This is a genomic window from Sphingobacterium sp. R2 (assembly GCF_040760075.1).
GTDB lineage: Bacteria > Bacteroidota > Bacteroidia > Sphingobacteriales > Sphingobacteriaceae > Sphingobacterium.
This window is the reverse complement of sequence record NZ_CP142884.1, coordinates 2,868,071-2,889,019: the sequence shown is the minus strand read 5'-3', so window position 1 is coordinate 2,889,019 and position 20,949 is coordinate 2,868,071. Positions and strand designations below refer to the sequence as shown.

At 41.2% G+C, this 20,949-nt stretch carries 13 protein-coding genes; 5 read left to right on the top strand and 8 right to left on the bottom strand.

Annotated elements, in window-relative coordinates; genetic code table 11:
• Positions 1-25 precede the first annotated feature (25 nt).
• Positions 26-2,767 (top strand): DNA gyrase/topoisomerase IV subunit A, encoded by a 2,742-nt coding sequence (locus VXM68_RS11915; RefSeq protein ID WP_367208850.1) that lies wholly within the window; start codon positions 26-28, stop codon positions 2,765-2,767.
• A 164-nt stretch (positions 2,768-2,931) separates the two neighbouring features.
• On the opposite strand, the gene msrA is transcribed toward VXM68_RS11915, so the two are convergent.
• Entirely contained in the window at positions 2,932-3,447 is a 516-nt protein-coding gene (gene msrA / locus VXM68_RS11910) for a peptide-methionine (S)-S-oxide reductase MsrA (protein ID WP_367208849.1), read from the bottom strand.
• A 149-nt stretch (positions 3,448-3,596) separates the two neighbouring features.
• Positions 3,597-4,625, bottom strand: coding sequence for a N(4)-(beta-N-acetylglucosaminyl)-L-asparaginase (locus tag VXM68_RS11905; RefSeq protein WP_293953655.1), 1,029 nt, complete (start codon positions 4,623-4,625; stop codon positions 3,597-3,599).
• 403 nt (positions 4,626-5,028) lie between these two features.
• On the opposite strand from VXM68_RS11905, the gene VXM68_RS11900 reads away from it, so the two are divergent.
• From VXM68_RS11900 to VXM68_RS11885, 4 genes are all read left to right on the top strand, one after another.
• Entirely contained in the window at positions 5,029-6,255 is a 1,227-nt protein-coding gene (locus VXM68_RS11900) for an NlpC/P60 family protein (RefSeq protein ID WP_293953588.1), read from the top strand.
• 7 nt (positions 6,256-6,262) lie between these two features.
• Positions 6,263-7,318 carry a dipeptide epimerase gene (locus tag VXM68_RS11895; protein WP_293953586.1) on the top strand — a complete coding sequence of 352 codons (1,056 nt, stop codon included), beginning with the start codon at positions 6,263-6,265 and terminating at the stop codon, positions 7,316-7,318.
• 119 nt (positions 7,319-7,437) lie between these two features.
• On the top strand, positions 7,438-10,629 hold the full coding sequence (locus tag VXM68_RS11890) for a SusC/RagA family TonB-linked outer membrane protein (RefSeq protein ID WP_367208848.1): 3,192 nt from the start codon (positions 7,438-7,440) through the stop codon (positions 10,627-10,629).
• Between the two features lie 17 nt (positions 10,630-10,646).
• Positions 10,647-12,134, top strand: a complete 1,488-nt coding sequence (locus tag VXM68_RS11885) for a RagB/SusD family nutrient uptake outer membrane protein (protein WP_367208847.1) — start codon at positions 10,647-10,649, stop codon at positions 12,132-12,134.
• Between the two features lie 60 nt (positions 12,135-12,194).
• Here VXM68_RS11885 and VXM68_RS11880 read toward each other — a convergent pair whose 3' ends face one another.
• The 6 genes from VXM68_RS11880 to alaS form a co-directional block, all read right to left on the bottom strand.
• Positions 12,195-13,598, bottom strand: a complete 1,404-nt coding sequence (locus tag VXM68_RS11880) for a M14 family zinc carboxypeptidase (protein WP_367208846.1) — start codon at positions 13,596-13,598, stop codon at positions 12,195-12,197.
• A gap of 1 nt (position 13,599) precedes the next feature.
• Positions 13,600-14,655 (bottom strand): LD-carboxypeptidase, encoded by a 1,056-nt coding sequence (locus VXM68_RS11875; protein ID WP_367208845.1) that lies wholly within the window; start codon positions 14,653-14,655, stop codon positions 13,600-13,602.
• A gap of 11 nt (positions 14,656-14,666) precedes the next feature.
• A complete protein-coding gene (locus VXM68_RS11870) occupies positions 14,667-16,004 on the bottom strand; it encodes a dihydroorotase (RefSeq protein WP_293953576.1) in 1,338 nt (445 codons plus the stop codon).
• A gap of 142 nt (positions 16,005-16,146) precedes the next feature.
• Positions 16,147-16,842, bottom strand: coding sequence for a response regulator transcription factor (locus VXM68_RS11865; RefSeq protein WP_209579101.1), 696 nt, complete (start codon positions 16,840-16,842; stop codon positions 16,147-16,149).
• A gap of 103 nt (positions 16,843-16,945) precedes the next feature.
• Positions 16,946-18,043, bottom strand: coding sequence for a TlpA disulfide reductase family protein (locus VXM68_RS11860; RefSeq protein WP_293953574.1), 1,098 nt, complete (start codon positions 18,041-18,043; stop codon positions 16,946-16,948).
• Positions 18,044-18,102: 59 nt separating this feature from the next.
• Positions 18,103-20,718: an alanine--tRNA ligase gene (gene alaS / locus VXM68_RS11855; protein ID WP_293953572.1), complete on the bottom strand. Its 2,616-nt coding sequence runs from the start codon at positions 20,716-20,718 to the stop codon at positions 18,103-18,105.
• Positions 20,719-20,949 lie beyond the last annotated feature (231 nt).

Sequence of the window (20,949 nt, the reverse complement as noted above, 5' to 3'; positions counted from 1 at the left end):
TACAATTTAATCTATTGCTGAGTAAATGAGTGACGAAACAAACTTCCCAAAGGAAGATAATCAAGACGACCTGGGATCAGGAAAAACAGAAAGCGGAAGTCAGACGATACCTTTATCGGGTCTCTACGAAAACTGGTTTTTGGACTATGCCTCCTATGTTATCTTGGACAGAGCCGTACCCCATATTAATGACGGTTTAAAACCCGTACAACGTCGTATCCTCCATTCCCTAAAGGAAATGGATGATGGGAGATATAATAAAGCTGCTAACGTCATCGGTAATACGATGAAATACCACCCTCATGGTGACGCTTCTATTGGCGATGCCATGGTACAATTGGGACAAAAAGACCTTTTGATCGACTGTCAGGGGAACTGGGGTTTCCCAATTACCGGCGATTCTGCTGCTGCTCCTCGTTACATCGAGGGAAGATTATCCAAATTTGCCAATGAGGTGGTTTTTAATCCCGAAACAACAGAGTGGCAATTGAGTTACGATGGCCGTAATCGCGAACCTGTTACCTTACCGGTAAAATTCCCACTTTTATTGGCTCAAGGAGCGGAAGGGATTGCAGTAGGACTGGCGACGAAAATCATGCCGCACAATTTCATTGAGCTTATTGACGGATCAATTCAGGTATTAAACGGTGAACGTCCAAATATATTTCCAGACTTTCCTACGGGTGGTATGGCCGACGTCTCCAATTATAATGAAGGTCAACGTGGCGGAAAAATCCGTGTACGGGCAAAGATTGAGGAACGCGACAAAAAGACGCTCGCCATTACAGAAATTCCCTTCGGAACCACCACCGGCGGTCTTATTGAAAGTGTTGTTACAGCCAACGATAAAGGGAAGATTAAGATTAAAAAAATAGAGGACAATACCGCAGGAAATGTTGAGATCATTGTGCATTTAGCGCCCGGAATATCTCCGGATGTAACGATCGATGCCCTGTATGCCTTTACAGCCTGTGAGGTCTCCATATCACCAAATACCTGTGTGATCAAGGATGAAAAACCTCATTTTATGAGTGTCAATGATATTCTCATCGAGAATACCATAAACACTAAAAACCTATTGAAAAGAGAATTGGAGATTCGTTTGAACGATCTTCAAGAGAAAATATTCTTCAGTAGTCTATTAAAAATATTTATCCAGGAAGGGATGTACAAACATCCGGATTACGAAAATGCAGGTGACTTCGATACCGTTGTGCAAGTTCTAAATCGCTTGTTTGAACCATTCTTTGATCAATTTTATCGTGAGATTCGCCCCGAAGATTACAAGAAATTGATCGATAAACCCATGAGCAGCATTACACGTTTCGATGTTAAAAAATCGGACGAAATGATGAAGACGCTGGAAAATGAGATCAAAGAAGTCAAACGGCATTTACGTCAACTGACAGAATATGCCATTGCATGGTTTGAAAAGTTACGTGAAAAATATAGTAAAGACCGTGAACGCAAAACCGAACTGCGCATATTCGACAAAGTTGAAGCTACCCAAGTTGCCTTGGCAAATACCAAACTATATGTCAATCGTGAAGAAGGATTTATTGGATCGGGCATGAAGAAAGACGAGTTTGTATGCGATTGTTCTGATATAGACGACATTATTGTATTCCGTGAGGACGGAAAATACGTTGTCAGTAAAATTCAGGACAAAGTATTTGTCGGAAAGGGAATTATCCACGTTGCTGTGTTCAAAAAAGGTGACGAACGGACCATCTATAACGCGATCTATAAAGAAGGTGAAACAGGTACCAGTTTTATCAAACGCTTCGCTGTGGTGGGCGTCACGCGGGATAAGGAATATGATGTATCCAAAGGTTCCAAAGGATCTAAAATCCTCTATTTCACAGCCAATCCGAACGGTGAAGCTGAAGTAGTCAACATACAGCTTAAACCGCACACCAAATTGCGCAAGTTAAATTTTGATATGGACTTTGCTGAAATAGCGATCAAAGGCCGTGCTTCGCAAGGAAATATCGTATCCAAATACCCTGTTAAAAAAATCAGCTTTAAAAGCTCCGGTGTATCCACATTGGCCGGACGAAAAATATGGTACGACGCCATTATGAAACGGCTAAATGCTGATGAACGCGGTCAGTATTTGGGTGAGTTCGATGGCGATGATAAAATATTAATAGTACTCTCGGACGGTAGCTACGAATTATCAAACTTTGATTTGAGCAACCACTTTGATGAGAAAATGATCCGCATCGAAAAATATTATCCAGACCACATCTATACTGTAATCCATCAAGATGGAAAAAGCGGAACCTATTTTGTCAAACGTTTTAAATTTGACGATCAGCCTATTGGAAAGCGCATTTCCTTTATCAATGAAGACGCAGGTTCGAAATTGATATTAATGAGTAATGCGACCGAACCCATCGTCAAATTGGATATTTTAAAAGGCAAATCCCAAACGGAAGAAACGCTTGATCAACCTTTGACTGAAATCATCGATGTAAAAGGAATAAAAGCGCAAGGAAATCGTCTGTCGTTTCATACCGTAAAATCAGTTGTCCTATTGACTGCTGATGAAGATTTAAGTCAAAAAGACAAAGTAACGGCGACTTCTGAAAATATTAGCACTACAGCGCAAACAACGGAAGCTGCTGTAGAAAAAACAGCTTCCACAACAGCTACTCCTCAGAAAGGGAATGAGCCCGCAGACGAAAATGATGATATCACCTTGGAAATAACCAATCCAAATGATATCCAAATCGACGATAAAGGACAGATGGAAATGTTCTAAATCATATACTGTACATAAAAAAGGCTCGAAGTTCAGTTCGAGCCTTTTCTATGCTTGTCAATTTTCTATCCATCAATTCGATTGTGCATTGGTGGCATATCTAAAACACCTACTATACACCTTTGTCGGCACTTTAAAAGTGACGAGACTTTGCTGTGGTCTTTTTATGCTTTAAATTCTTTAAAGAATTTTTGAAGTTTAGGCGCAATGACAACCGAACAGAAGGGATTTTCAGGATGGGTGTTGAAATAGTTGTGATGATAGTCCTCGGCAAGCCAAAATGTTGAAGTGGGCTCAACTGCAGTAACAATGGGATCTTCATATACGTCTTCATGGTCCAACTCACCAATGAAATTCTTTGCTAATATCTCCTGTTCTTCGTTATGATAAAATACAACTGATCGATACTGTGTACCCACATCATTACCCTGACGGTTTAATGTCGTTGGATTATGTGTTTTAAAGAAGATTTTCAACAGATCCTCATAATTAACCAATTCCTCATCATATTCAAGTTCAACAACCTCCACATGATCCGTAGTACCGGTACAAACCTGCTCATAAGTGGGGTTATCTATGTGTCCGCCCATATATCCCGGCAAAACTGATGTCACCCCTTCCGTGTTTTGGAAAATAACTTCTGTACACCAAAAACATCCTCCTCCAAATGTCGCTTTCATACTTTTTATATTATTGTATATTTTAATTTAATTATTCAAACAGCCTCAATGCCGGTGCTGCAATGTCCTCTCCTACTATCGCTGCTAAAAAGAATTTTACGCTATATGATTTCAGAAAATGAAGGTGTCATCACCAGCCACGCCTCATCTTAATAATAATGCTTCCCCTTGATGAGTAAATCTTGCTGTTCACTGTCGCAAACGGCATAGGAAAAACCTTGTTGTAAAGCATATGCACCATATTCACCGTTTTTATTGATGGCTAAGAATCCAACTTGGATTTCTTTGGCAATTCCAGGCTTTTTCTTCACGATACGCATAACAGCTTCCTTGCAGGCATCTTCAGGCGTATATCCCTGGCGCATCAATTCGACAACCAAAAAACTACCGACATTGCGTATAACTTCTTCCCCCACTCCGGTAGATGTGGCTCCGCCAACTTCATTATCGACATAGAGTCCAGCACCAATAATAGGACTATCTCCCACGCGTCCGTGCATCTTGAACGCCATGCCACTTGTGGTACAAGCACCAGAGATATTCCCGTTCGCATCCAATGCCAACATCCCGATCGTATCGTGGTTATATTGGTTTCCAGGCAAACGTTCCGCTGCAAAAGACTGGTTTTCGATATTGGCTACTGGCTTGTACTTCTTCTCCTTTAACCACTCTTTCCAGGCCTTTTCACCTTCTGGAGTCAATAGATTTTCTTCTTTAAAACCATTTTCCAAAGCAAATTGCAATGCCCCCTCACCAACAAGCATCACATGCGGTGTTTTTTCCATAACCAAGCGTGCGACAGATATTGGATGTCCAATTTTTTCCATTCCGGCAACAGCGCCACAATTTCCGTCCGAATCCATGATGCAGGCATCGAGTGTGACATGCCCATCGCGATCGGGATAGCCCCCCTTACCAACTGTCATATTTTTCAGGTCGGCTTCGGGCACACGGACGCCTTGTTCGACGGCATCTAATGCTTTCCCTCCCGTTGACAATATTTTCCAGGCGGCTTTATTTGCCGCAATGCCAAAATCCCACGTGGAAATAACGATAGGATATTTTTTCAAACTGCCCTTTGCTGCACTCGTGAATCCTTTTGCGTCAAATGCCGTCAAGGCCCCCATTGTCGTAGCAGCCATCAAACCTTGCTTAATAAAATTACGTCTTGAACTCATTTTCTTATTCATCTTTTATATAAAATCTTGGTTTAACCTTGCGGCAAAACAATTGCTTAAAGCTGATTTAGCCTCCCAAATACAACAAATTCCCCATGGACTGCATCTGACCGCATATGATTTCCTTGCATTATACTCCGTCCAAAATAGCCTCAACACACTTAATCGACTTTCGCCGCGGAAAAGGGTTTCGCATTTTAAAGACATCAAACCAATCTAGAAGCGATGACTTTACAATCAATAAGCAATATTACAAAATGGTTTTAGCAATTAGATGATTTTATTAAAATTAAACCCACTCATTCGTTTTTTAGCAACATATTATCAAAATCACTCAAAAATCGACAATAAAAATTGCCTTATATTACGAATTAATCCTATCTTTAAAAACAAACTAATTCGCATGAAAAACACCCTAAAATTCACTATTTTAGCTTATGCATCCCTTGTTGGCATTGGCAGCAGCGCTGCGCAGCAGCTCGATTCCACTACGTATTTCAAGGTCAAAGAGTTGCAAGAAAACGTAAAAAGTCAATTTGCTCCTGACAAAAGAACCAAAATCGTAGCCATTCAAAAAGCGGATGTCGTACAAAATCAATATGTGATTGAAACAACTGAGAAAGATGCTCAATTCGTTTTGGAACAAAAAGCAAAAGAAATAGCGGCTAATATTCAAGTACAGCTTCTTCCTGACGCCACCGTAGGCGAAAAAACTACTGGAGTGATCCGGCTATCTGTTGCGAATATGCGGACATTTCCAGATAATGCGGCGGAGTTAACGAGCCAGGTGTTATTAGGCACACAGGTGGATCTTCTGCAGAAAAAAAGTGGCGACTATCGTGTCCGCACACCCGACGGTTATATTGCATGGGTACCGGCCTCGTCCATTGAAGCGATGGACAAACTTGCATTGGACAATTGGCGGCAAGCAGAAAAAGTTATCTATACAGCAGAATTCGGCAAATCATATTCCGAACCAAATGAAAAGAGTCAGCGCGTTTCTGACCTGGTGTATGGTGACATCCTACAATTCAAAGGGCAGAAAGGTAATTTCTATCAGATCGCCTATCCCGATGGACGTTTGGGCTATATTAAAAAGTCAGAAAGCCTGAATCTAAAAGATTGGTTTGAAACACGCAATCCAACAGCAGAAAATATTATCGCCAGTGCGAAAAGCATGTTGGGTCTTCCCTATTTATGGGGTGGAACATCAGTAAAAGGTGTCGATTGCAGTGGTTTTACCAAAACAAGCTTCTTTATGAACGGCTTTGTGATACCGAGAGATGCATCGCAACAAGTACTCGCCGGAGAAAAAATTGATATTTTGGATGAAGAAGGTCATTTTGACCCTGAGAAAGCACTTAAAAACTTAAAACCGGCCGACTTATTGTTTTTTGCTGCAGGCAAAAATAACAATCCGAATGCTCGTGTCACACATGTAGCCCTTTATATAGGTAATGGCACTTTTATTCACGCAGCAGGTTTGGTTCGGATCAATAGTATGCTCAAGGACGCCACCAACTACGATGATTTCCAGACCCGTACTGTAGTTGCTGCACGCCGTTACCTCGGCACGAAGGATAGCGCTATACAAAAAATCGCTGAAAGCAATTATTACAACAACAAATAAGATAACGATGAGCAACCAATCTCAATGGATCAATAAAGATTTTGGAGCCTTTAAATTAAGATTCCGCCCGTACACACTGACGCTGAACCATGTCTTTACGGTCGCTTCTTTCAGCAGAAGCACAACACCCGTTGTATTGACCGAGCTAGAGTATGATGGGATCGTAGGTTATGGTGAGGCAAGTATGCCCCCTTATCTGGGCGAATCGCAAGAAAGTGTCCTATCGTTCCTCAATCAAATCGATCTGACAGGATTCAACTCTCCTTTTCAAACGGAGGATATTTTACATTATATCGATCAGATTGCGTTGAAAAATACAGCTGCAAAAGCCGCAATTGATATCGCCCTGCATGATGTTCTTGGAAAAATTATGAACCAACCTTATTATAAGATATGGGGACTAAATCCGGATCTTATTCCGCCGACATCGTATACAATAGGCATTGATTCCGAAGAAATGATACGCAAAAAAGTCGCCGAAGCTGATCAGTTTAAAATGTTAAAAGTAAAGCTTGGGCTGGATACTGATAAAATGATTATTGATACCATCCGGCAGGTAACAGACCGCCCGCTATGCGCGGACGTCAATCAAGGTTGGAAAACGCGCGAAGAAGCTTTGGAGATGGCGCACTGGCTTGCTGAAAGAAAAGTTTCTTTCTTGGAGCAGCCGATGCCCAAAGAGCAAATAGATGACAATGCCTGGTTAACCGAAAACAGCCCTATACCAACTATTGCCGACGAAGGATGTCAACGACTTGTAGACATTCCTGCATTAAAGGGCGTGTATTCAGGAATTAATATCAAATTGATGAAATGTACAGGTATGCGGGAGGCCAAACGTATGGCCGAGCTCGCCCGTTCGCTGGAAATGAAAGTGATGATCGGCTGTATGACCGAGACCTCCTGTGCCATCAGCGCCGCGGCACAACTTGCCCCCCTATCGGACTGGGCAGACTTAGACGGCGCATTATTGATTGGAAATGATGTTTACGACGGCATGACCGTTGTAGACGGCAACTGCATTCTTCCGGACCGTCCTGGGATTGGAATTGTAAAAAAATAAGACTATATTCAGTGCAATGTTTTTTCTTAAAGAAAATATTGCACTGATTGCTATCGCAGTTTGACCAACGCTCGAAAGCACCAAAATATTAAAAACTAAACTAATCAATTCAAACTTTTATGAAACAACATGTGCTCACAACGTTGTGTCTCATAGCCTGTAGTTCGATGCAGTCTTTATATGCACAACAGATCCAAATTGCCGGTAAAATTACGGACAGTAGTGGAAAACCAATTAGCGGAGTTACAATAACCGTAAAAAGCGCTGGCCAAGGGACTTCAACAAATGAAAACGGCCTGTTTACCTTAACCACAAACGCCAATGCGATATTAAGTATATCTGCTGTTGGTTATAGCCCACAAGAAATTCAGGTCAATGGACGCAAAACGATCAACATCACCTTAGCCAGTAATGAGCAAGCCCTGGATGAAGTTATGGTTGTGGCTTATGGTACTGCAAAAAAAAGTACCTATACGGGTTCCGCTGCTACTGTGAAAGCGAAAGATATCGATAATGTACCAGTCACTTCATTCGAAGGGGCTCTCAGTGGACGTGTTGCCGGACTTACGGTATCGACTCCCTCTGGCCAGGCTGGATCTACACCAAGTATTCGTATTCGGGGTATTGGCTCGATGAATGCCTCCAATGAACCGCTATATGTCATTGACGGAGTACCGGCCAATTCCGGATCCGGAGGACAGATGGGCGATTACATCTACACCTCAAATAATGTCATGGGCAATTTAAATCCCGATGATATTGAAACCATCACGGTATTAAAAGATGCGGCAGCATCCTCTTTGTATGGTTCAAGGGCAGCAAATGGGGTGATCTTAATTACGACAAAAAAGGGAAAAGCTGGCAAACCGACGGTAAATTTCAAGACATCCCTTGGCTTTACGCCAACTTGGGCGACAGACAACTACGAACCTGCCTCGCCACAGGACCAAGTGAATATGTTGTACCAGATCTTTTACGATTACCGCGCCTCAAACGGAAAAACTGAAGCGGAGGCCAATACCTATGCTTTAACGCAGCTGAATAATAAATTCAACAAACACGGTTATCGCTTCGAAACAAACGGTAATGGTCGATACGATAATGTAAACATCCTCGGAATGACCGATGGTATCGAAAATAGGGAAGGTAAATATTACGATTGGGACAAAGCACTGTTCCGTACCGGAATTTTTCAAGACAATAACCTTTCGCTTTCTGGCGGAACTGATGCAACAAAGTACTTCTCTTCCATCGGTTATACCACCGATAAAAGCAGGATTAGAGTCAATGATTTCGAACGTATATCTGGCCGTCTTAACCTCACACAAAAGATTGTAGACAACCTTGAATTTGGCACCAATATCAACATTGGACACAACAAGAAAAAAGGTTTTAATGACACCAGAAATACAGGCTCCAATTACTTCCTCCAATCCAGAAATCTTTTGTGGCCTTTGTATTGGCCGACAAACTATAAGACTGGAGAAGATTGGACCGATAGATACGGTAGTTATGCGTATAACGCCGATTATTATGATAAACAATGGGACAACAGTTCCAAAACAAACAAATTGGGTGTCATTAGCAATTTGACTTGGAGTATCCTCCCGAGCTTAATCGCCAAAACGGTATTCTCTTATGACTACACAGACATGAAAGACTACCTCTATTATAGTGCTAAACATTTCAATGGGGTTAGTGATGGTGGAGTTGTCAATCAGTTTAATACCAATATGCTGAAATTGGTGAGTTCAAACACGATCAATTACAGTAAGTCCTTCGATAAGCACAGCGTGAACTTACTAGCTGGATTTGAGGCCGAAAAAAATAAAACAGATTTTATGCGCACAACAGGAAGAGGTCTGGGCTCTGCGGAACTTCCTTACATCTCCTCTGCGGGTAAATTTGAGGCCAATGCGTATAGTTGGGGTTATAATCTGATGTCGTTTCTCGGAAGAGCAGAATACAACTATGACAATGCGTATTTTCTTGCCGCTTCCTACCGTCGCGATGGCTCTTCCAAATTGGGACCTAAAAACAGATGGGGCGATTTCTGGTCGATATCAGGTGCCTATAGTTTAAAAAATCTTCCATCGCTTAAAGAAAACGAAGCAATCAGCACACTCCGGCTTAAAGCATCCTACGGTGTGAATGGAACATTACCAACCGATAATTTTGGATGGAGAAGACTTATATCCTTCAACAACTTCAATTACAAAGGTCAGCCTGGTGGAAATTTGGTATCTAATCCGGACCCCGATATCACCTGGGAAACATCGTATACCACAAATGCTGGCCTAGAATTTGGCTTTCTGCAAAATAGGATCACAGGATCGGTAGAATACTTTAATAGAACTTCTAAAAACCTATTGCAGGACGTACCCACATCACAAACAACCGGATTTAGTACAGTATTGAGAAATGTAGGCCAAATCAACAATAGAGGCCTAGAAATTGACCTGACTGGCGATATCCTTAAAAAGGAAAATTTTAGATGGAGTGCCAATGTAAATGCTGCATTTGTTACTTCCAAAGTTCAAAAACTAAACGATAATCAGGATATCATCTGGTATGATCCGACAGGATCAGTGGGAAATGACACAAAAGGAAGTGGAGACGTGCGTGCGCAATTTATCTATCAACAAGGACAATCCACTTTAGCATTTTATGGCTACGAATGGGCTGGCGTAGATCAAAAAAATGGTAGAAACGTTTATTATACCAACAACAATAAAACAGGAGAGGATATTTTTGATTACAATGGACGTAAGGCGACCTATGATTTTGATCAGGCAAGCTATACGATTATTGGCAACGGTGTTCCAAAAGTCAGCGGTGGTCTAAATACAGATTTTGAGTATAAAAATTTCAATTTAGGCTTCAATTTCATTTATAAAATTGGTGGAAAACTTTATGATGGCGCATTCAAGGATGTCGCTGACGATGGTTATTACTGGGAACGAATTCGTTCTGAATACGCATTTGAGCACATGTGGACAGACAATAATACGGGAGGAACACTTCCAAAACTGGACGGTAATGACCTGACAGATCCGCAAAAATATAGTTCAAGGCAATTGCATGATGCGTCCTTCCTCAGATTAAAAAACATCAATTTTGGTTATAGACTACCTAAGAGCATATTGAACAAAATCGGATTTAGCAACGCACGAGTTTATTTTAATGGTACGAATCTGTTAACCGCATCCAAATACAAGATTGCAGACCCCGAAGTCGGTCAGTATGCGACGCGCGGATGGGAAACCCCTATTGGGAAGACCTATACATTTGGAATTGAACTCGGTTTTTAATACTTAATTTTTACATCATGAAAATAATTAAAATATCCATTATAGCAGCTGCTCTATTGACGTCATTCAGTAGTTGCAAAGATTTCTTAGATGTCGAACCTGGGAATTCAATCGATGCCAACACAGGCTTAAAAAGTGCAAGCGATGCCAGAAACCGAATCAATGGCCTAAGCCGGCTTATCGCCTCATCAAGTTATTACGGCCGAAATTTTGAACTGTATGGTGAGGTTAAAGGGGGAGATCTAACGGTGTACTCGCAAGGAAGAGGGTTAGATCAGTTATACTCCTTTAATCAAGATGCTGAAACCAACAACTTCTCTGGCTTCTGGTCTCAAATTTATTATTGTATCGCCCAGACAAATGATGTTTTAGAGAAAATCGAAAAAGTCGATGCAGCATCCAAAGCGCAATATGCCAATGCACAAGGACAATTACTGACGTTACGCGCCTTATTCTATTTTGACCTCGTCAGGTTATACGGTAAATCCTACACGCAGGAGAAAACAGCCAGCGGGGTGCCAATCGTCGTCAATTCATCTTCTTATAACAATAAACCGGGGCGTGCTACAGTAGATGAGGTGTATACACAAATTCTAAAGGATCTGAAGACAGGCCAAGAGCTACTCAGCACGAACAAAAAGCCCGATAACGGCTACATCAACTACTATGCAAACCTAGCTATCCAAAGTCGCGTATATCTGACCATGGCAGACTATGAAAATGCTTATCAGAAAGCGAACGAGATTATTGCGGACAATGTCTATAAATTGTATGAGAATGAAAAATGGGCGAGCTCTTGGACAACTATGTATGGCAGCGAATCGATCTATGAACTCGGCATCAACGAAGGTGAAGCAGACCTTGGCACAGCGAGTTTAGGCTATTATCTCATGCGGAGAACCGGAGGTCAGGGCGGCATGTTCTACGCCAGTGATTATTACCTTAACCGACTAAAGGAGGATGCCGGTGACATCCGTTGGGCCATTTTAGGTCGTGATGAAAGCTCAGCTACCCGTATGGGAGCGGTCTATAAAAATTTAGGCAGTGTCAATACCAATACGTCGCTCCCATTAAATTCTCTGGGTGATAAAGGAAACACCAATAACACAGCAGTCAATATCAAAGTCATCAGGCTGTCGGAGGTTTATCTTATTGCAGCTGAAGCAGCGTTAAAAAAACCAGCATCAGATCCGACAAAAGCGGCGGCTTTATTAAATGCCATTAGCAAACGTTCTCCTAATCGCCCTGCGTTCACTGCTGTATCGATCAGTGAGGAGGCCATCCTAAACGAAAAGAGTAAAGAACTGTTTGGCGAAGGACATCGTTATTGGGATATGATCCGTCTAAATAAAAAGATCACTTTCAATGATGACTTTCAGGGCTTAACGATCAAAACACGACCAAAGGAAATTGATCGAACGTTTGACAAAACGCTATTACCCATTCCTCAATCTGAAATAAACGCTAATCCTGCGTTAAAAGATGAACAAAATCCAGGATACTAATTTCTTAAACAAAAAAGGTCATTTTTAATGACCTTTTTTGTTTAACACACCACCAAGCAATTAGTACAGTCTATTTCTATGCTGTAGTTGATGGTGACTAACAGCAAGGTCTAAAAAATAGCCGTTAACAACGGCATAACGCATTTTTTGATCCGTCCCAATAAAAAAATTCGCTGAAGAATCGAGTTTAAGCGAACTTTCAAGTAGAAAACGATCGCTGGATACAATGTTCATTGGGAACTGATGCAGTTTACCCGCAGCGCCACAGCCTACCACATGGACTGCAGCAATACCCGCTCTCAAAAGATTCTGAATAAAACCGCTGTTCAATTGGTCCCAACGAAGCGACTTATCATATTTCTTGGCCGGAATGAATTTAAGGCCAGAAACATCAATATCCACATAACCATAAAAATCTGCCAAATCGCCAATGTCTACTATTGCTCCTTCCACATAATAGTCAGTCCCTATTGTCTTTTCCTGCTGTCGAATGGCAACATCAACAACGATTTGGTTCCCCTCCTGCTCAACCGTCAGATTCCGCAACACTACATCGTGAAGTTTTTCATCATTGAAGGGTATGCATTCGTAATCGGCAATCGCATATTGTGCAAATGATTGGTCAGCAATTTCCTCAAATGCTTTGAGCAATGCTACAAAATTAAATTTTCTCACCACCATTTTTTCGGTATCACCCGCAAAAGCTCCTGACTCAATCAAGATCGTCCTTGCCCCCCATTGTTGAAAATTATCGCCAAATCCCCGCGGAGTATGCTCATCGTCATACTTTGCTACCGCATTGGGTATAAATTCCTGAAGAATCTTATTTATACCGACAATCACCCGCATGGCGTCTCCCCGGGTTTCATTGATATTACGCGCATCATCATAGGCGGGTGCCAATAGGGAAATGGTCACCGGTGTGCTTGTTCCGGGAATATTATAATAATTGTTTTGGTTGTGAAGATTGAAGGCAAAATCAGGCTTTAACAACATGGCTTGCTTTTTTAATAAGGCGGCTTCCACGGTTGCTGTTGCTCTTGCATCTCTGTTCATATCCACATCCATTGCAGTTCTCCGTTGAAACCGTTCAGCGCCATCAGGATTTAGCATAGGAATAAAATACAAAGTCACTTTGGATTCTATATCATGCCTATAAGCATCAAAACCATCATCTTTACCCTTAAAAAAATTAAACAGATCAAACATTGCCATTGTTGCCGTAGGTTCATCGCCGTGCATTTGTGACCATAGCAGTATCTTGATTGGTCCTTTTCCGTACTGCAATCTAAATATCGAACGACCTTCCGTAGAAGCCCCAATTTCCGCAATAGCAAAACGTTCAGATTTCCCGATATTTTCTATTAGCGGTAAAATATCGGCATGCTTAAATCTTCTATGCATCAAAGCCTTTTCTCTATAAAAAGAAAAGGCTTTGATGAAATCTTCTTTTACTAATTTCATCTTAATCTTTTAGCGCTGGCTCCATTAAAGCAATCGTTCCTTGCGATGCATCTATACGGACTTTTGCTCCTACTGGCAAAATAAATTGCTCGGCAATATGTCCAATGACAGCTCCTGTATAAGCCGGTATTTTTAACGGTTTGATATAATCGTTGAATAATTGGTCAAGTGTTACGGATCCATATCCCCCAGATGGTTTACAATCGGTGCACTTGCCAAAAATAAACCCCTTGATTAGCCCCAGTATACCAGCATTTTTCAACTGGCAAAACATGCGATCAACACGTTCCATATCTTCGTCCACCTCTTCGATAAAAAGAATGGCATCTTTAAAGCTTGGCAGATAGGATGAACCACACAAGCCGGTCAGTACGGTCATATTTCCTCCCAGCAATATTCCCTCTACTGTACCTGGATGAATAGTCGTAATTCGGTCTTTGGTCTGTACAATGTTATCACCTTTCGATTTGGGATTCGCAAATATCGACGGCTTGTTGGCTACAAACTGCGCATTGAAAGCTTCTGCCAGCTTATTTGTCCAGGTGCTGATACCAACCGCACCGTGAAATGTCACCAGCCCCGTTTTGGCATGCAATGCCAAAAGTAAGGCTGTAATGTCCGAATATCCCAATAGAATTTTGGGATTATTGGCGATCAGCTTATAATCTAATCTATCCAAAAGACGGGATGTCCCCGAACCTCCCCGGATGCAGACAATCGCATTGACATGCTTATCTGAAAACATATCGTGTATATCTGCTATACGCTCCTGATCTGTACCCGCCAAATTACCGTATCGACTGCGTATATGCTTCCCCTCTTTGATTTTAAAGCCTAGCGTTGTAAATACTTCACCTGTAATGCGAATTGACTCCTCATCATCCAACACACCAGCCGGAGTTATTAACCCTATGGTATCGCCCAATTTTAGTTTCGTAGCAAGTAAAGCAGCTTGACCGAACAATTCATGTTGATCTTTCCCTGACTGTGTCATTCCTAACATAGGAATTGACAATCCACCTAAAGCGATCGACTTTATAAAGGCTCTTTTCTTCATTATGTTAAATACTATCGGTTGAACAACAGACGTTCTCCAGCTCCTTTTTCAATCAGTTGTCCACTCGAGAAAGCAAGTTTACCCGATACGAAAGTATGTTCGATTGTTGAGCTAAACGTATGTCCTTCAAAAGGCGACCACCCGCATTTTGAAAGGATATTAGCTTTCGATACGGTATACGGCTTGTTGAGGTCGACCAATACTAGGTCTGCCCAATATCCCTCACGAATGTAACCTCTATCTTCAATTTCGAACAATGTAGCCGTATTATGTGCAGACTTTTGCACCAATTGTTCCAGGGTCATTTTTCCGGCTTTGACCAGATCGAGCAAAGCTTGCAATGCGTGCTGCACAAGGGGACCTCCACTTGGCGCGGAAGCGTAGGGCTGAGATTTTTCCGCTAGGGTATGCGGAGCATGATCTGTCGCGATCACATCAATATAACCACCCAATACAGCTTTTAAAATCTGGTCGCGATCATTTGCGGTTTTAACCGCTGGATTCCATTTGATAAAATTACCTTTTGAGGCGTAATCCTGGTCCGAAAACCACAGGTGATGAATACACGCTTCAGCGGTTATTTTTTTATCTTTTAATGGAATATCATTCGTAAATAATGCAATTTCCTTGGCAGTTGATATATGAAGGATATGCAAACGCGTATGGTATTTTTTTGCCAGTTCGACAGCTTTTGAGGAGGATAAGTAACAGGCCTCTTCAGAACGAATAAGGGGATGCATCTCAATTTTCAGTCCATCCTCGCCATATTTTTCTTTAAATAAAGCCAGATTGGCCTTTATCGTCGCCTCATCTTCACAATGCGTAGCTACTAAAGTTGGAGCATTCGCAAAGATCCCTTCCAATGCTCTTTCATTATCCACCAACATATTTCCAGTAGAGGATCCCATAAAAACCTTTATGCCACACACATCCTTCGGATTCGTTTTGAGTACCTCCTCAAGATTATCATTGGCCGCTCCCATAAAGAAAGAATAATTTGCCAGCGCATTTTTCGCTGCAATATCATACTTATCTTGAAGTAATTGCTGCGTTAATGTGTTTGGAACCGTATTAGGCATTTCCATAAAGGAGGTGGTACCTCCGGCCACCGCTGCGCGGCTTTCATGCCATATATCCGCTTTATATGTTAATCCGGGTTCCCTGAAATGAACTTGATCATCAATGAGTCCAGGTAATAAATGTAGTCCCTCCGCATTGATTTCCTGATCAGCAGGATGGTTTATTTCCTGAGCAATCATTTCAATTCGACCATTGCTGATATATACGTCAGCAACCTCAACTTTACCTTCATTAACAAGTTGTGCAGATTTTATAAGAATAGATGACATGTTGATTTTTTACTTTGCTTTAGGTCAAAAGTAAAGATTTGTAACCGTGATATCAAATGATCTGGCGAAAGAGTTCGATGCCTGACGTAGGATGTCTTTGCCAAGGATTGGAAAAATAAGAAAGAGGCCTGAGCCTCTTTCTTTATTCTTTATCAAATTTGTATCCCACACCTTTTACTGTGGTTACATAATCGTCTCCTATCTTTTCGCGCAACTTGCGGATATGGACGTCAATCGTGCGATTGGTTACTACAACAGAATCTTCCCAGATACTCTTTAAGATCTGCTCACGTGTAAACACCTTATTTGGCTTTGATGCCAATAGATATAATAACTCAAACTCTTTCTTCGCGAGAACAATCTTTTGTTCACCTTTGTAGACCAAGAATGAATCCCTATCAATAACCAAGTCGGAAATTTCAATTTTATCCTGAACAGAGGCATCCGATTCTTCAGTGGCATTTCTCCTTAAGATAGCATTGATGCGACTCATTAAAGCACGGGGCTTAATTGGCTTAGCAATATAATCGTCTGCACCAACGTGAAATCCAGCAATCTCCGAATACTCTTCGCTTCTAGCCGTTAAAAACACCATGAATGTGCTTTTAAATTCAGGCATCGCGCGCATGATGCGACAAGCTTCAATACCATCCATTTTGGGCATCATCACATCCAAAATGATCAGGTCAGGATTTACCTGTTTGGCAACGTTGATCGCCTCTTCCCCATTTTGCGCTGTAGAGACCTGATAACCTTCACGATTTAAGTTGAATGCAATTAAATCCAAGATATCCTTTTCGTCATCAACAATTAAAATCTTTTGTTTCGAAGAACTCATTTGTCTTATTTTTTTTGCTAAATTATAAACAAAATGATAACAATCAGTTAACCCTATGTTACCAAATTATTAAGTAATATGCTATTTAACAATAACACAAGGATTACTTAATTGTTTTCTTCAAAAACGTCTCCAGCTCCTCTCCGCGTAGGTTTTTCGCTATAATAATACCGTTCGGATCTAAGATATAGGAAGTAGGTAAGGCTTTAACCCGGTAATCGATAACAACCGGCGAGCTCCAAGCTTTCAAATCAGATACATGTGTCCACGCCAACTTATCATCTTCGATAGCGCGCATCCATGAACCAGGATTGTCGTCAAATGAAACAGATAATATGTCAAAACCTTTACCATGATAGGCCTTATACAACCGAACAAGATTAGGGTTCTCTTGACGACAAGGCATACACCACGAAGCCCAAAAGTCAATCAACGTATATTTACCTTTAAAACTAGACAACTTCACCTCTTTATTGGTTGGTGTAAAGGATATCAGTTCAGGAGCAGGTTGCCCAATCGCCATTTTTTTTAGCTTTTGGGTTTCCTCTTTAAATTGGGTTACGTACCTATTCTCCGTAAATTCATCCTTTATTTTATCGGCATAAGCAATAATTTCACTTTCGGCAACTTCGGGATCTAAGGTGGAGATAGCATAAAATCCAGCCAAATCATTGTGTCTATTCGAAAAATCGACCGCTTTCTTCGTATATGTCCGTAGGACCTCTGCAAATTTGGCTTTATATTCTGCACGAATCTTTTCAATCTCGTCTGCTGTCGAATTTGAAGTTAGCTTTGCAAATACCGTTTGCAAGGAATCCTGCACATAATCGCGATAATTCCGTTCTTTGGCAAAGGGCTGTATTGTTTTTGACAATTCAGAACCTTCCACCTGGTAATCATTGACATCCTTATGAAGATCCGTATTAAAAGTAATGGTTTCCCCAGGGGAGGCGATCAAATCATAGCGATTTTTACCTACCCGCAAAGATAATAATCTGGACTGGCTAGCAGGTCTTACAAACTGAAATTTGTTATTGTCGCCAAAAAACATAGAATCGAGTTTTGTATCCCCTTCATATAACGAAATAACTTTGACATTGCCAGGATTTTCGACATTTCCTGCAATGGTAAACTGCTCCTTATTCTGGCAACTCATCATCAAACCAACTATTCCTACCGCAAAAAAAACTGCCTTTTTCATCCGTTTAATTTTATTTGTTAATACCAATGCTTAATAGCCTTATTTCACTGTCCCTAAGTTTATTTTAAGAAGTCTATTGCTCGCGCAATTGCCAGCTTTAATCCAGCAGGATTTTTGCCTCCAGCTGTCGCGAAGAAAGGCTGACCACCGCCCCCTCCTTGAATATCCTTAGCTAATTCTCGAACAATTGTACTTGCATTTAATCCTTTTTCTTTAGCCAATTCATCGGATAACACAACAGTCAAGCTTGGCTTACCATCAAACTCAGCACCTATAACTAAAAACAAGTTCGTAACCGTACCTTTTAACGCATAAGCCAACGTTTTCACAGCCTCAGCATTTGGAAGATCAACAATCGTCGACAAGAAATTAATTGGTCCGACCTGCTGGATCTTTGCTTCCAAATCAGACTTCAACGCTAACGATTTTTCCGTGATACTCTTCTCGACTTCTTTCTTTAAGGCACCATTCTCATCGATGATTTTACCGAGTGCAGATACAAAATCCTTTGGATTATTCATGAGCTCTTTCAGGTGATGAACCAATTCGAAATGCTCACGGATAACCGATGCTGAGCGCGTTCCAGTAATCGCTTCGATACGGCGGACACCAGCAGCCACAGCAGATTCGGAAACAATTTTAAAAAATCCGATCTGACCCGTTGCTTTGACATGTGTCCCCCCACATAGCTCTTTGGAATATTCATCTTCAAAAGTAATCACACGCACAAAATCACCATATTTTTCGCCAAATAGCGCTGTAACACCCGAATTGAGAGCCTGTTGGTACGGAACATTTCGTTCTTCCTTCAACGGTATATTTTCGCGAATCTTAGCATTGACAATATCCTCTACCTGCTTAATCTCCTCGTCGGTCATTTTCGCAAAATGAGAGATGTCAAAACGTAAAGTATCCGCGTTGACCAATGATCCCTTTTGGTTCACGTGATTTCCCAATACCTGTTTTAACGCTGCATGCAATAAATGGGTAGCCGAGTGATTGTTTTCGGTATCGGTTCTTTTGGCTTTATCAACCTGAGCTACAAATGTACCTTTCAATTCAAGTGGTAATTTGTTTGTGAAGTGAACAAATAGCCCATTTTCCTTTTTCGTATCTGTGATATAGATCTTCTCACCTGTCGATTCCGAAATCAATTCCCCAGAATCACCTACTTGTCCCCCACCCTCAGCATAAAATGGGCTAACTGAAAGCACCAATTGGTATTGCTCTTTATTTTTTGCTACAACTTTACGGTATTTAACAACCTCAGTAACGGCAGTTAATGTATCATACCCTACGAATTCAAATCCTTCATCTTCATTGACTTCAATCCAATCACCTGTATCAATCGCAGTGGCAGCGCGAGAACGATCTTTCTGAATTTGAAGTGCTCTGTTGAAACCTTCCATATCGACAGTTAGACCTTTTTCACGTGCTAACAATTCCGTTAAGTCGATCGGGAATCCGTACGTATCATAGAGTTCGAAAGCAAAATCCCCCTCAATGACAACATTATTCTCCACATAATTTTCAAATCGCTGCACGCCGGTGGATAAAGTTCTAAGGAACGAAACTTCCTCTTCTAAGATCACTTTCTGTACAAAATCCTGTTGTTGAATCAATTCATCGAATACACCTGCGAACTGAGCCGCCAATCCAGGAACAATTTCGTTAATAAAAGGAGTTTTAAAGCCTAAAAATGTATACGCATAACGTACTGCGCGGCGTAAAATACGGCGAATCACATAGCCTGCTTTATTGTTGGATGGCAGTTGGCCATCGGCAATTGCAAAACTTACTGCACGGATATGATCAGAAACTACGCGCATGGCAATATCTGCTTTTTCATCTATACCATATTTTATACCTGATTTTTCAGCAATAAAATCGATAGTAGGGGTAAATACGTCGGTATCATAATTGGAGGTCTTACCCTGTATGCATCGCACCAAACGCTCAAAGCCCATTCCCGTATCGACATGTTTAGCGGGGAGCGACTGAAGCGAGCCATCTTTCAATCGATTAAATTGCATGAATACGAGATTCCAGATCTCAATGACTTGAGGGTGGTCTGCATTCACCAAACTCTGTCCGGACGTTTGTTTGCGCTCTTCTGTGCTGCGCATATCAAAATGGATTTCGGAACAAGGCCCACAAGGTCCTGTCTCCCCCATTTCCCAAAAATTATCTTTCTTGTTCCCAAGAAGAATTCTATCTTCGCCAATCCATTCTTTCCAGAAATTGAAAGCTTCCATATCACGCTCCAAGCCTTCTTTGGCATCTCCTTCAAAAATAGTCACATACAGACGGTCTTTGTCTAACTTATAAACAACTGTCAATAGTTCCCAAGCCCAAGCGATCGCTTCTTTCTTAAAGTAATCACCGAAACTCCAGTTTCCTAACATCTCAAACAACGTATGGTGATAGGTGTCAATGCCGACTTCTTCCAAATCATTGTGCTTTCCAGAAACACGTAAACAGCGTTGAGTATCGGCAACGCGAGGAAATTTAACGGGTGCTTCACCCAGAAATAAATCTTTGAATTGATTCATTCCCGCATTGGTAAACATTAAAGTTGGGTCATTTTTTACAACTACCGGTGCTGAAGGGACTATTTGATGCCCTTTACTTTTAAAAAAGTCCAAAAAGGCCTGACGAATTTCTCTACTTGTCATTTAATTATATAAAAATATGTGCAAACTTACTCAAAATTGATAGGTTATGCAATGTAGAATTCCATATATTGACCTTGAAACGACCGTTTTCTCTTAACGACGAAAAGTGCGACTTTGACTTTTCAAACAAAAAATTCAGACGCTAACATTCAGCGAGTTAAGACATACCAATTTAATTGGTGACAGCAATCACAAATTGATATTAAATATAACATTCTAAAAGTGTTATTC